7 protein-coding genes and 1 pseudogene are annotated in these 13935 nt (G+C 65.0%); 5 read left to right on the forward strand and 3 right to left on the reverse strand.

What is annotated here, in order from left to right; translation table 11 throughout:
• Positions 1 to 45: 45 nt before the first annotated feature.
• The 3 genes from ileS to B5D38_RS07520 all read right to left on the reverse strand — a co-directional run bounded on the left by ileS (position 46) and on the right by B5D38_RS07520 (position 5092).
• The gene (ileS, locus tag B5D38_RS07510) at positions 46 to 3033 is read right to left on the reverse strand and encodes an isoleucine--tRNA ligase (protein WP_078707774.1); all 2988 of its coding nucleotides are present in this window, start codon (positions 3031 to 3033) and stop codon (positions 46 to 48) included.
• A gap of 239 nt (positions 3034 to 3272) precedes the next feature.
• Positions 3273 to 4253, reverse strand: coding sequence for a bifunctional riboflavin kinase/FAD synthetase (locus B5D38_RS07515; RefSeq protein ID WP_078707775.1), 981 nt, complete (start codon positions 4251 to 4253; stop codon positions 3273 to 3275).
• Positions 4250 to 5092 (reverse strand): TIGR01459 family HAD-type hydrolase, encoded by an 843-nt coding sequence (locus tag B5D38_RS07520; RefSeq protein ID WP_078707776.1) that lies wholly within the window; start codon positions 5090 to 5092, stop codon positions 4250 to 4252. The genes B5D38_RS07515 and B5D38_RS07520 overlap by 4 nt, the downstream gene beginning before the upstream one ends.
• A 305-nt stretch (positions 5093 to 5397) precedes the next feature.
• Between B5D38_RS07520 and B5D38_RS07525 the strand changes: the two genes are divergently transcribed.
• The 5 genes and pseudogenes from B5D38_RS07525 (at position 5398) to B5D38_RS07540 (ending at position 13923) form a co-directional block, all read left to right on the forward strand.
• Positions 5398 to 6456 carry a TadE/TadG family type IV pilus assembly protein gene (locus B5D38_RS07525; protein WP_078707777.1) on the forward strand — a complete coding sequence of 353 codons (1059 nt, stop codon included), beginning with the start codon at positions 5398 to 5400 and terminating at the stop codon, positions 6454 to 6456.
• A gap of 322 nt (positions 6457 to 6778) precedes the next feature.
• A complete protein-coding gene (gene groES / locus B5D38_RS07530) occupies positions 6779 to 7075 on the forward strand; it encodes a co-chaperone GroES (protein WP_078707778.1) in 297 nt (98 codons plus the stop codon).
• Positions 7076 to 7162: 87 nt separating this feature from the next.
• Positions 7163 to 8806: a chaperonin GroEL gene (gene groL, locus B5D38_RS07535; RefSeq protein ID WP_078707779.1), complete on the forward strand. Its 1644-nt coding sequence runs from the start codon at positions 7163 to 7165 to the stop codon at positions 8804 to 8806.
• Between the two features lie 626 nt (positions 8807 to 9432).
• Positions 9433 to 9645: pseudogene (locus B5D38_RS22825) on the forward strand (IPT/TIG domain-containing protein); the annotation flags it as partial.
• A gap of 39 nt (positions 9646 to 9684) precedes the next feature.
• Entirely contained in the window at positions 9685 to 13923 is a 4239-nt protein-coding gene (locus B5D38_RS07540) for a putative Ig domain-containing protein (protein ID WP_245318890.1), read from the forward strand.
• Positions 13924 to 13935 lie beyond the last annotated feature (12 nt).

Genomic DNA, 13935 nt, shown 5'->3' on the forward strand with positions numbered 1-13935 from the left:
CCTCTCCTTTTCACGCTCAACATTTTCGTCAAGCGATCCGGTCCGTCAGACGAGCCGCCCTGCCGCCTTGAGCTCGCGGAGCGCCTGCGCGTCGCGCGGCGTGACATCGGGAAACTCCGAATCGCTGCCGACCTCCGGGCTGATCTTCCAAGAGCGGGCGCACTTTTCGCCCTTGGCCAGTTCCGGCACCACGGCAACGCCGGGCGTATCGGCGAGCCGGAAGGCGGAGTCGGGCGACGGCCCCTCCTCGATGGCGAGACCCGACGTGATGGCGATCTCCGCGAAATCCACCTTGCGGCAAAGCTCCCGCAGATCAGCGTCCTCGATGAAGACGACGGGCGCGGCCTCAAGCGAAGCGCCGATGCGCTTCTCGCGCCGCTCTTCCTCGAGCGCGCCCATGACGACGCGACGAACGCGCTTCAGCTTCTGCCAGCGCTCGGCGAGCGCCGGATCATGCCAGGCGGGATCGACCTCGCGGAACTGCTCGAGATGCACGGACACGGCGTCGGGATGACGCGAGAGCCACGCCTCTTCCGTGGTGAAGGGCAGCATGGGAGCGAGCCACGTCACCAGATGGTCGAAGAGGGTGCGCACCACCTGGAGCGCCGCCTTGCGCGTCACCGACGAGATCGGATCGCAATAGAGCGCGTCCTTGCGGATGTCGAAGTAGAAGGCGGAGAGTTCCACCACCATGAAATCGAGCAGCTGACGGGCGATCCGCTTGAAGTCGAACTCGTCGTATCCCTGGCGGACAAGGCGGTCGAGCTCGAAGAGGCGATGGAGCATCAGCCGCTCCAGCTCAGGCATCTGGTCGAGCGGAACCGTTTCGCCCTCGTCGTGAGCGAGCGTGCCGAGCATCCAGCGGATGGTGTTCCTGAGCTTGCGGTAGGCGTCGATATTGGTCTGGATGATGGTCTTGCCGAGCCGCTGGTCTTCCCAGTAGTCGGTGTTCATCACCCACAGACGCAGGATATCGGCGCCCGATTCCTTCATCACGTCCTGCGGGAAGACCTGGTTGCCCAGGGACTTCGACATCTTGCGGCCGTCCTCGGCCATGGTGAAGCCATGGGTGACGACGGCGCTATAGGGCGCCCGGCCGCGCGTGCCGCAGCTTTCCAGAAGCGAGGAATGGAACCAGCCGCGATGCTGGTCGGAGCCCTCAAGATAGACATCGGCCGGCCATTTGAGATCGGGCCGATCCTCCAGCGTGAAGGCGTGGGTCGAACCCGAGTCGAACCAGACGTCGAGAATGTCCTTGACCTGAAGCCACGGCTCGCCCGCGCGCTCGCCCAGGAAGCGCTCGCGCGCGCCCTCGGCGAACCAGGCGTCGGCGCCCTCGGCCTCGAAGGCCTCGAGGATGCGCGCGTTCACCGCCTCATCCTTCAGCACCGCGCCCTCGCCGTCAACGAAGATGCAGATCGGCACGCCCCAGGCGCGCTGGCGCGACAGCACCCAGTCCGGCCGGTCCTCCATCATGGCGCGCAGCCGGTTTTGCCCAGCGGCGGGCACGAAGCGCGTCGCGTCGATGGCCTTGAGCGCGCGGTCGCGCAAGGTCGTGCCGTCACCGAGGTCCTTGTCCATGGAGACGAACCACTGCGGCGTGTTTCGGAAGATGACCGGCTTCTTGGAGCGCCAGGAGTGCGGATAGGTGTGCTTGAGGCGGCCGCGCGCGAACAGTCGGTTCGCCTCGATGAGCGCGGCGATTACCGCCTTGTTGGCATCGCCCTTCTTGCCGGAATCGTCGAGAACGCGCGCCGGCCCGCCCTCGCGGTCCGGTCCGAAGCCCGGCGCATCCTTGGTGTAGTAGCCGGCGTCGTCCACCGGGAACGGGATTGCGGAGGGGATGCCTCGCGCCTCGAGCGCACGCGCGCTATCCGTCCACACATCGAAGTCCTCGCGGCCGTGGCTCGGCGCGGTGTGGACGAAGCCCGTGCCGGCATCGTCGGTGACGTGCTCGCCGGGGATAAGCGGCACCGGAAAATCATAGCCGCCGCCGAGGCCCTTCAACGGGTGGTCGCAGATGGCCTCGGACAGCTCCTCGGCCGAAACGTCGCGCAGACGCTGGGCCGAGAGCTTGGCCTTGACGAAGCTCTCCTCGGCGAGCGCGTCGGCGAAGACGAGCTTTTCGCCCGGCTGCGGGCCGAACTCGTTCTCCGCTTCCGTCACGGTATAGAGGCCGTAGGCGATGCGGTCCGAATAGGCGATGGCGCGGTTGCCGGGGATCGTCCAGGGCGTCGTCGTCCAGATGACGATCGAGGCCTCCCGCAGCGGGAAGAAGCGGGAGCGGGCCGCCTCACCCACATCCTCGGGCGCACTCGACTTCGGCTTGATGGCGCCGGGCGCCTCGCGCACCGGGAACTTCACCCAGATCGTGTCGGACTCGTAGTCCTGATACTCGACCTCGGCCTCGGCGAGCGCCGTGCGCTCCACCACCGACCACATGACGGGCTTCGAACCGCGATAGAGCTGGCCGCTCATGGCGAACTTCAGGAGTTCGCCGGCAATGCGCGACTCGGCGTGGAAGGCCATCGTCGTGTAGGGATGGTCGAAATCGCCCTCGATGCCGAGGCGGCGGAACTCGCCGGACTGCACCTCGATCCAGTGGCGCGCGAACTCGCGGCACTCCTGCCGGAATTCGTTGATCGGCACCTCGTCCTTGTTCTTGCCCTTGGCGCGGTACTGCTCCTCGATCTTCCACTCGATCGGCAGGCCGTGGCAGTCCCATCCCGGCACGTAGTTGGCGTCGAAACCGCGCATCTGGAACGAGCGGTTGATGGTGTCCTTCAGGATCTTGTTGAGCGCGTGGCCGATGTGGATGTTGCCGTTGGCGTAGGGCGGGCCGTCGTGCAGCACGTAGAGCGGGCGACCCTTGGAGGTTTCGCGCAGCTTCTCGTAGAGCCCCATCTCCTGCCAGCGCGCGACCAGCTCGGGCTCCTTCTTTGGCAGCCCCGCGCGCATCGGAAAGTCGGTGGTCGGCAGGTTGAGGGTCTTGGAGTAGTCCAAGGTGTCGGCGGTCTTGCCTTTGTCGGTCATGTTCGGTCAGCCATGTCGTCGGCCGCGCGGGAGCAGCGGCAAAAAGGGAAATGCGGGGGCGAAAGCGGCGCATCGTCAGAAAGCCCGGTCCTCCCGCGTCGAATTCGCGTCAGGAGGCCGGGCAGCGAATTCGCGGGATGCGGACGGTCGCGCGCGGGCAGGACATGGCCCGTGCCCTTAGCAAGTCCGGCGCGGAAAAGAAAGAAAGATGGCGGGTTGCGGCAGACATTCCGGACGCTTCAGAAGGCGATCGCCATGTCGAGCGGGGAAAAAGGCTTGGCGCCGGCGAGCACCGCCCGCGCCTCGGCCGCGTCACGCTCCATCTGGGCGATGAGGTCCGCCACGCCGGCAAACTTCTGCTCGCTCCTGAGATAGGAGAAGAGCGAGACTTCCGCCGTCTCGCCATAGAGATCGCCGGAAAAGTCGAAAAGATAGGTCTCGAACAAGGGTGCGCCATTGTCGAAGGTCGGGCGGCGGCCATAGCTTGCGACGCCGTCGTGCAGCGTGCCGTCGGCGCGGCGAAAGCGCACGGCATAGACGCCGTGAGCCAGGATGTCCTCGGCCTCGAGCTCCATGTTGGCGGTCGGAAAGCCGAGCTGGCGGCCGAGCTTCTGCCCCCCCACCACCGTTCCTTCGACAGTCCAGTGATAGCCGAGCAGCCCGGCGGCCTCCACCACTTCGCCGCCGGCGAGATGGTCGCGGATGCGGCTTGATGAAACGACCTCCCCATCCTCGTCGGAAAAGGCCTCGATGGCCGTGACGCCGAAGCCCCGCTCCCGCCCGCGCTCGGCGAGCAGAGCGGGCGTGCCGGCGCGCTTTGCGCCGAAGCGAAAGTCGAAGCCGACGACCACGTGGCGCGCGCCGAGGGCGGTAACGAGAATCCGCTCGACGAAATCCCCGGCCGAAAGGGCCGCGAACTCCCTGTCGAACGGCTGCTCCACGACAGCATCGAAACCGAGCCCGGCAAGGAGGCGCGCCTTCATCGGCGCGGGCGTCAACCTCACCACGGGATGGCTCGGATTGAAGACGGTGCGCGGGTGCGGCTCGAAGGTGAGGCACAGCAAGGGCGCGTCGAGCGCGCCCGCCATGGCCCGCGCCTGCCGCAGCACGGCCTGATGGCCGCGATGAACGCCATCGAAATTGCCGATGGCGACGACGGCGCCCCTGAGCCTTTCGGGCAGATCGCCGGCGCCCGCCACCCTGAGGATCGGGGCGCTCATGACAGCGTTGGGATGAAGTAGCGGGCCGTCAGCCCCTCGCGGGCAAGAACCGCACCGACGCTTTCGGGACTGGTGCCGAGCACGTCCCGATGGATGCCGTTGAGGATCAGCAGCGCATCAAGACCGAAACCTTGCGCGCCGGTGATGTCCGTCGGCAGGCCGTCGCCGATGGCAAGGATACGCTTGCCGTCGATCCCGCCGATGCGCTCGGCGCAGACCTCGTAGATCGCCCGGTGCGGCTTGCCGCCGATATGCACCTCGCCGCCCAGCGCCTGATAGGCGTCGGCCAGCGAGCCGGCGCAGTAGATCATGCGCTCGCCGCGTTGAACCACCCGGTCGGGATTGGCGCAGATCATCGGCAGACCGCGCGCCGCCAGCCGGCCGAGGAGCGGCGCGTACTCCTTCGGGGTTTCCATCTCGTCGGCGAACAGGCTGCTCGCCACCACCATCTCGGCATCGTCCTCGTCGGTGAACTCGACGTCGAGCCCCTCGAAGAGATCGTGCTCGCGCGGCGTCCCGATATGAAACACGCGCCGGCCGAAGGTCGGAATGAGGGAGCGCGTGACCTCGCCGGAGGTGACGATCCGGTCGTATGCGTCCTCGCCAAAACCCGCTTCCGCCAAGCGCTCTCGGATGCCCTGTTCGAGGCGCGGCGCGTTCGTGACCAGGATCACCGGCTTGCCGCTCCTCCGGAACTGTCTCAGCGCCTCCTCGGCAGCCGGAACCTTGGCGCGGCCATCATAGATGACGCCCCACACGTCGCAGAAGATGCCATCGTATTCGCCCGCCACCGCGTCGAGAGAAACGATCGCCTTGGGATTGGCGGGCTCGCTGGTCATGCGCTCCGATCTCCGCGACTCCGCCGGCTGCGCTGGATCGTCTCCAGGGCGATGGATACGGCGGCCTTCCGCTTGGGATTTAAGAGAAGCGAAAAGGAATGGGACTCACCATGGCGCGACGCGCCATTTTGCCGAGGCGATAGCGGCGGCGTCCCGCCGGGTCAAGTCGCGCGGCGCCGGCACAGCAATCAGAAGGAAAGCAAACTGTCACGCTTCGTCAAATTCGATGAATTCCCCTGCCTTACGATTAATCCGCCTCGTTTATCTTTTCCGCCGCTAGGGTGACTGCGCGACGGGAAGTGGACATGAGATCCCTGATCAAGGACGAGTCAGGCCAGTTTGCCGTCATCACGGCCTTGATGATGGTGCCGCTTGTCGGGCTGACTGGCCTCAGCGTGGATTATGCCCGCAGCACCAACATGGTCGACTATATGCAAAACCGCAGCGACGCTGCGGCGCTTGCGATGGCAATTCAGGGTCCCACCGGCACGGATCGAAGCGCCGTCAACTTTCTCGTTAGCGACGTCAAGAACCGGCTGGAAGCGGACGGCCAGCTCAGAAACGTATCGATCGAGGCCTCCTGGACTTCGGACGTCGACTATACCGTCAAGGTCGCGGCAGACATTCCAACGACGCTATCGCGCATCGTTCCGGGTATCGGCAACGACATGGGCCTCTCCGTCATCGCCGTCGCGCGCTTCAAGGACATCACGACGACCTGGAAGCCGCCGGAAATGGCCATGCTGGACCCGGAGGCCGGCGACTACAACCGCATCTATGCCTACTGCTTCAATCCCGCCCAGAAGAACGACCCCGTCACCCACGGACGAAGTCAGGAAGTGCCCATCGCCGACAACGGCGGCACAACCTACGACACAAAGAACTTTCCTCAATGTCCCCAAGGTGTTGTCAGCTATCGGCTTTACAACGTCCGGAGCGCGCGAACGAACCCCTCGAAGTGGGACGATGCCAGGGCGACCCACTACAACCATTACACGGATACGGTGTTCAACAGCCAGATGGGCAAGAACATCGACAACTCTATGGATTCGCAAGCAGAGCGGTACGACTATAGCGATTCCGGCAAGGAAGCGCTGGAGTTGATGGAAACCGTCCTTTGCGACAATCTCAGCGAATGTAAGCCGCGATCGCAGGGTGGTGTCATTCCCAGCGGTAAGCGGCGCACGCCACAAAAGAACAAGAAGGCGTGCGCGGCGGGTAAGTTCATGTATTACGGCTGGGAGGATCGTCGGCCGAGCGTATCGTCGGACGGTTCGGACCGCGATTTCGACGATATCCGCCTGATCATCGAGTGCCCGACCGTCATTATCTCTGGCGAAAAGAACGTCCGTCTCATCCGTTAGAGGGAGCGCTCGGCCCGGGCCGGACGTTTGCCCTCATTACCAGCCGCCTTCATCGGCAAACGCCGTGTTTTTGTCCACGCGGGCTTGTATCGGTTGTGCCCAGCCCCGATATGCGCGAGCAACGCCACGCCTTGCGGCAGCGGCTCGAAGGGGCGGAAATCGACGTTAAATATAACGGAAAAGCCCCGGTCTCACCCTTGACAAGCGCGGCGCGAATTCCTTAATTGCGCGCCATTAGCACTCGACAGTAGAGAGTGCTAGCATAGACGCCAGGCGCCGTTGCGGGCCTGGCTTGTCACGTAGAACGAAGGGTTCAACGACAATGGCAAACGTGAACTTCCGCCCCCTCCACGATCGTGTCGTTGTCCGCCGCGTCGACTCCGAAGAGAAGACCGCTGGCGGCATCATCATTCCGGACACGGCCAAGGAGAAGCCGCAGGAAGGCGAAGTCGTCGCCGTCGGGCCGGGCGCCCGCGACGAGAACGGCAAGATCCAGGCGCTGGACGTCAAGGCTGGCGACCGGGTGCTCTTCGGCAAATGGTCGGGCACCGAAGTCAAGCTCAACGGTCAGGACCTCCTGATCATGAAGGAATCCGACATCATGGGCATCGTCGGCTAACGCCGCGCCCACGGTATTCTCGCGTTTCCACCCTTTAGAGATTTCACGGCGCAGCCTTTTTGAGGAGCGCCAGGGAGATAATGAACCATGGCAGCCAAAGACGTAAAATTCGGCCGCGACGCTCGTGAGCGCATGCTGCGTGGCGTGGACGTCCTCGCCGACGCGGTGAAGGTCACGCTCGGCCCCAAGGGCCGCAATGTCGTCATCGACAAGTCCTTCGGCGCTCCGCGCATCACCAAGGACGGCGTCACCGTCGCCAAGGAGATCGAGCTCGAGGACAAGTTCGAGAACATGGGCGCCCAGTTGGTGCGCGAAGTGGCCTCGAAGACCAACGACAACGCCGGTGACGGCACCACCACCGCCACGGTCCTCGCCCAGGCGATCGTCAAGGAAGGCGCCAAGGCGGTTGCCGCCGGCATGAACCCGATGGACGTCAAGCGCGGCATCGATTCGGCCGTCGCCAAGGTCGTCGAGACGCTGGTCGCCTCCGCCCGCAAGATCGAAACCTCCGACGAGGTCGCCCAGGTCGGCACCATCTCCGCCAACGGCGAGAAGGAAGTCGGGGACATGATCGCCTCTGCCATGCAGAAGGTCGGCAACGAGGGCGTCATCACCGTCGAGGAAGCCAAGACCGCCGAGACCGAGCTCGAGGTCGTCGAGGGCATGCAGTTCGATCGTGGCTACCTGTCGCCGTACTTCGTGACCAACGCGGAGAAGATGGTGGCCGAGCTCGACGACCCCTACATCCTCCTGCACGAGAAGAAGCTCTCCAACCTCCAGGCGATGCTGCCGGTTCTCGAGGCTGTCGTTCAGTCCTCGCGTCCGCTGCTCATCATCGCCGAGGACGTCGAGGGCGAGGCTCTGGCCACGCTGGTCGTCAACAAGCTGCGTGGTGGCCTGAAGATCGCCGCCGTCAAGGCTCCCGGCTTCGGCGACCGCCGCAAGGCCATGCTCGAGGACATCGCGATCCTCACGGGCGGCCAGGTGATCTCCGAGGACCTCGGCATCAAGCTTGAGAACGTCACGCTCGAGATGCTCGGCCGCGCCAAGAAGGTCTCCATCACCAAGGAGAACACCACCATCGTCGATGGCTCCGGTGATGCCGAGCAGATCAAGGGCCGCGTCGCCCAGATCAAGCAGCAGATCGAGGAGACCACCTCCGATTACGACCGCGAGAAGCTCCAGGAGCGCCTGGCCAAGCTGGCGGGCGGCGTCGCGGTCATCCGCGTCGGCGGCTCGACCGAGGTCGAGGTGAAGGAGAAGAAGGACCGCGTCGACGACGCCCTCAACGCGACCCGCGCGGCCGTCGAGGAAGGCATCGTTCCGGGCGGCGGCGTCGCTCTGCTGCGCGCCTCCAACGCTCTCGACATCAAGGGCGACAACGCTGATCAGGACGCTGGCGTCAACATCGTGCGCAAGGCCCTGCAGGCGCCGATCCGTCAGATCGTCACCAATGCGGGCGACGAGGGCTCGATCGTCGTCGGCAAGATCCTCGAGAATTCCTCGCTCAGCTACGGCTACAACGCCCAGAGCGGCGAGTACGGCGACATGATCCAGATGGGCATCGTCGACCCGGTCAAGGTCGTTCGCTCGGCCCTTCAGGACGCGGCGTCCGTCGCAGGCCTCCTCGTCACCACCGAGGCGATGGTCACCGAGGCGCCGAAGAAGGACTCCGGCGCTCCGGCGATGCCCGGCGGCGGCATGGGCGGCATGGGCGGCATGGACTTCTAAGGAGCTCCGGCTTCGCGGAAGGCACAAGGCATTCCTCTCGCAACAAGAAGCCGAAACCGGGCTGAGCCCAGTTTCGGGTTGCGGGAAGGGCCTTCGGGTCCAGCCACAATATCACGACATTAAAAAGGGCTCGGCGCTCCAGCGCCGGGCCTTTTTTGCGTCAAATAGCGCCCGTTTGCCGCTCCTCAGTCCGGCAGCCGTTGCTGGCGGCGCTCTATCTATATCCCCTCATATTCATCATAAATAATATAATATAAATCCGATTCCATCGAGGCTTTGACTTGATCCACCCGTTCGTGCGCAACCTGTGATTGGTGTTTTTCAGTCTTCCGATGTAACGCCTTCCTTAAAGGTGCATTTCTCAACGATTTGTTCATCGGACACCTTTGCCGTCGTGACGATAGGCAACAGTGCTACCCTAATTGCACTTCAAACCATTGAAGTTAGTCTGTGGTCAGGTTCGGCTCTGATAGCTCTCCCCAGCGAAACTCGAACGACCACCCGATTCGCGCTGTGCAGCCGGTGGCGCCTGGGCAAGAGACCCCCCGAACATGATTTTATCGTTGAAGCGCGCGGCGCGCCTGATCAGCGCCGTGAACTGGCTTGTCGTCCTTATGCTCGTGCTGATGCCAGCCGAGGCCGGGGCGGTCGGACTACCAACGTCCTCAGGCATAAGTCCGTCCTCAGGGCCGATGGAGGGGGGCAACACCGTTACGATCACCGGAACCAATCTGGATCAAGTTTCGAACGTGACTTGGTGCGCCACTGTAGCAGACCCCCGTTACATTGCGTCAATCACCAGCCAAAGCTCTACCGCTATAACAGTAACCATGCCTTCGATGGCATATAATACCACTGTAAGCTGCGGTATTTATATATTGTATTCATCAACACATACGATAGCTGGTGAATATTTCTACCGCCCGATCAACTTTGTTCCCTCCGGCGGAGCCCTGGCGGACGCAACGCTGGGCGTGACCTATAGCCAGACCATCACCGTCTCGGGCGGCACTTTCACCGGCGCGACCGGCCTCCCGGCGGGTCTTTCCTTCGATCCGAGCGCCGGCGTCATCTCCGGCACGCCCACCATGACTGGCGACTATTCTGTCAGGGTCTCGGCGACGAACGGCAACAACACCACCGGGACCGCCAACTACACGCTGAAGGTCAAGGCTCCGGCGGTCACCTTCTCGCCAGCCGCCGGCGCTCTGGCCGACGCCACCGTCGGCACAGCCTACAGCCAGACCATCACTGCCGCCCACGGCACGCTGACCGGCGCGAGCGGCCTGCCAGCGGGGTTGAGCTTCGACCCGTCGACCGGCATCATCTCCGGCACGCCCACGACAGCGGGCAGCGCCAGCATCACCGTCAGCGCCGATGATGCGGCGAATACGCCCGCCACGGCCACCTACACGCTCGCCGTCAAGGCTGCCCCGGTCGTGCTGTCGCCGACGCCGGGCGCCCTGCCGAACGCGGCCGTGGGCGTCGCCTATGATCAGAGCATCACCATCACCAACGGAACCGCCACGCGGCTCGATCGCTACGGAACCCCCGGTGTCTGGGGGCTGACCCCGGAACTGAGCGCCAACGTCGTCCGGCTTCACGGGACGCCTCTGCGAAGCGGGACCTACCCGCTCGATTTCAAGATGAAGGATGGGGACAATGTCGAGACGACCGTTCAGTACTCGGTCACCATCGACGCCGCGCCGCCTGTCACCTTCTCACCGACCGCCGGCCTCCTGCCGGAGGCAACCGTCGGCACCGCCTATAGCCAGACCATCTCCGTCACCCACGGCACCCTGACGGGTGCGACGGGCCTGCCCGCGGGGCTCAGCTTCGATCCGTCGACCGGCATCATCTCCGGCACGCCGACAACCGTCAGCAACGCCACTATCACGGTCTCCGCCAAGGATCTCGCCAACGTCGCCAAGACCGCCAACTATACATTGGTGGTGCAAAATGCGGTGCCGACGATCACGAGCGTCAATCCCTCGTCCGGCCCGGTCGAGGGCGGCAATCTCGCCGTCGTTCAGGGAAGCAATCTGCAGGGCGTGACCGAGGTCCACTTCTACCTGAAGCAGGCCGAGATCATCAGCCGCGACGCCAACTCCATCACGGTCAAGGTGCCGCCTGCCGATCCGAACTGGCCGACAAGCAAGCTGTGGGTTCAGCTCTACAGCCCCGGCGGCTCTCCCGTCCTCGATCAAGCCTACCAGTACACCGTGCCGGCGCCTGTGTTCTCGCCGGCTGCCGGCGCCCTGCCCGCAGCCACCGCCGGCACCGCCTACAGCCAGACGATCAGCGTCACCGACGGCACGCTCTCGGGCGCGACCGGTTTGCCGGCGGGTCTGTCCTTCAATGCTGGCACCGGCCTGATCTCCGGCACACCGATCAACGCGGGCAGCGCCACCATCACCGTCTCTGCCCTGGATAGAGCCAACGTTGCCCAGACCGCCCAGTATACTCTGACAGTCAACGCAGCCGGCGTCATCTTTTCGCCGGCTCCCGGATCGCTGCCCGGCGCCACGGCGGGGGTCGCCTACAGCCAGACCATCACTGTGACCAACGGTTCGATCCTCGGCGCCAAGGGGCTGCCGCTGGGTCTGACCATGGACACGACCACCGGCCTGGTTTCCGGCACACCGGCCATCGCCGGCGACTACTCCATCGTCGTCGGCGTCAAGGACGGCGCCGGCCAGACCGTCACCGCCGCCTATACCCTCAAGGTGAAGGCGGTGGACGCCGTGGTCTTCGCGCCGGCTGCCGGGCCGCTGCCCAATGCCACGGCGGGGGTCGCCTACAGCCAGACCATCACCGTGACCAACGGTACGATCGCCGGGGCCACCGGCCTGCCCGCGGGCCTCACCTTCGACGTCGGCACCGGCATCATCTCCGGCACACCGACGGTCGCCGGAACCGCCACTATCACCGTCTCGGCCAACGACGGCGCCAATGCCACTCAGACCGCCGCCTATACCCTGAAGGTGCAGGCGGTGGACGCCGTGGTCTTCGCGCCGGTTGCCGGGCCGCTGCCCAGCGCCACGGCGGGGATCGCCTACAGCCAGACCATCACCGTGACCAACGGTACGATCGCCGGGGCCACCGGCCTACCCGCGGGCCTCTCCTTCGACGTCGGCACCGGCACCATCTCCGGCACACCAACGGCCGCCGGAACCGCCACCATCACCGTCTCGGCCAACGATGGCGCCAATGCCACTCAGACCGCCGCCTATACGTTGACGGTCGAGGCCGCGGCGGTCGCCTTCGCGCCGGCCGCCGGGGCTCTGCCCGACGCAACCGCCGGCACGCCCTACAGCCAGACCATCACCGTGACCAACGGCACGCTCGCCGGGGCCACCGGCCTGCCCGCGGGCCTCGCCTTCGATGCCGGCACCGGCATCCTGTCGGGTACGCCGACCACCGCCGGCACCGCCACCATCACCGTCTCGGCCACCGATGGCGCCAATGCCACTCAGACCGCCGCCTATACTATCAAGATCAAGGCAGCCGACGTCGTCTTCGCCTTCACCCCGAAGGCAGGTGCGCTTGCCGAAGCCATGGCAGGCGAGGCCTACAGCCAGACCATCTCGGTTTCGGGTGGCACCGGCACCACGGTCTACCGCCTCGCCTCCGGCGCGCTGCCGGACGGCCTCGTGCTGAACGTGTCGACCGGCACCCTGACGGGCCCGCTTAAAGCCGGCACCGCAGGCAGTTACAGCTTCACGCTGGAGGTCACCGATGGCAACGGAGCCATCGGCTCCGCCTCCTACACCCTGAAGGTCGTGCCGCAGCAGGTCGCGGCGGCCGACAAGGTGGTGGAACTCGCTCCGGGCGAAGCGCCGGCCAATGTCTACCTCAACCAGGGTGCGACCGGCGGTCCGTTCAACGACGCGGCGGTCAGCTATGTTCAGCCGGCCAGCGCGGGAACGGCGCAGATCATCGAGGGCGAAGTCGCCGCGCTCGACGCTGTCAGGCCGCGGGGCTACTACCTGAAGTTCACGCCCAATCCGCAGTACACCGGCACCGCCGTCGTCGGCTACACCCTCACGAGCGCTCTCGGCACCTCGAACACCGGCACCGTGACCTACGTGGTTCCGCTCGACCAGACCGCCGTGGCGGAGGCCGCCGACCGGGCCGTGCGCAACTTCGTCAGTGCCCGGCAGAGCCTTCTCGCCAATCACGTCGCAACGCCCGGTCTGGTGGAACGGCGGATGATGTCGAGCGGCCAGACGCCGGGTACGCTGGAAATGACGCCCAATGGCAACGGCGTTGGAGTCAACTTCTCGTCCTCCACGGCCCAGATCGAAGCGGCGCGGCTTGCCGCCACGGGAGCGCCTGTGGACGCAAGCGCCCTGCCGCGTTTCAACGCCTGGGTCAGCGGCACCTTCCTTCTCCACAAGGAGGACGGTGACGACAACCAGAACGACGACTGGGACAATTTCGGCCTGGTCTCGATGGGCGCCGACTATCTGGTGACGGACAAGTTCCTGTTCGGCATCGCCTTGCATGCCGACCACACGACTGACACCACCAACGATGCCGATGTCGATGGCGACGGCTTCCTGATCGGGCCCTACGCATCGTACGAGCTGGCCCCGAGCCTCTATCTCGACGGCAGCCTCTACTATGGCCAGAGCTGGAACACCGTCGACCTCGAGAGCTTCAAGGGCGACTTCGATACCACCCGCTTCATGGCCACGGCCAAGCTGGAGGGTGTGCTCGGCTACCGTGCGCTGATGATCCGACCGAACCTCAAGGTCAGCTACCTCAACGAAAGTGTCGACGACTACTCGGTCAAAAGCGGCGCCAGCAGCGTCGATGTCTCCGGCTTCACCGAGGACGACCTGCGCTTCAGCGCCGGAGCGAAGTTCAGCTACGCCGTGCCGCTCGACAACGGCTGGACGATGACGCCGACCTTCGGCGCCAGCGTCGGACTTGCCTCGAACGACGGAAACTCGTTCGACAATATCGGCGATGGCATCTTCGGCAGCCTCGAGGCCGGCTTCGTTCTGGCCGGTGACGAGAACTGGTCTTTCCAGGCGAACAGCACGCTCGATCTGGATGACGAAGGCGTCAACGCCGTCGGCGGCCGCATCGGACTGAGCATTCCGTTCTGACGCATTGGCCTT

It is taken from the genome of Consotaella salsifontis (assembly GCF_900167365.1).
Classification (GTDB): domain Bacteria; phylum Pseudomonadota; class Alphaproteobacteria; order Rhizobiales; family Rhizobiaceae; genus Consotaella; species Consotaella salsifontis.

What these genes read in the sequence shown, in the direction of transcription:
- B5D38_RS07525 (WP_078707777.1), top strand. Translation starts at nt 5,398, where the DNA reads ATGAGATCCCTGATCAAGGACGAGTCAGGCCAGTTTGCCGTCATCACG.
- groL (WP_078707779.1), top strand. Translation starts at nt 7,163, where the DNA reads ATGGCAGCCAAAGACGTAAAATTCGGCCGCGACGCTCGTGAGCGCATG.
- B5D38_RS07520 (WP_078707776.1), bottom strand. Translation starts at nt 5,092, where the DNA reads ATGACCAGCGAGCCCGCCAATCCCAAGGCGATCGTTTCTCTCGACGCG.
- ileS (WP_078707774.1), bottom strand. Translation starts at nt 3,033, where the DNA reads ATGACCGACAAAGGCAAGACCGCCGACACCTTGGACTACTCCAAGACC.
- groES (WP_078707778.1), top strand. Translation starts at nt 6,779, where the DNA reads ATGGCAAACGTGAACTTCCGCCCCCTCCACGATCGTGTCGTTGTCCGC.
- B5D38_RS07515 (WP_078707775.1), bottom strand. Translation starts at nt 4,253, where the DNA reads ATGAGCGCCCCGATCCTCAGGGTGGCGGGCGCCGGCGATCTGCCCGAA.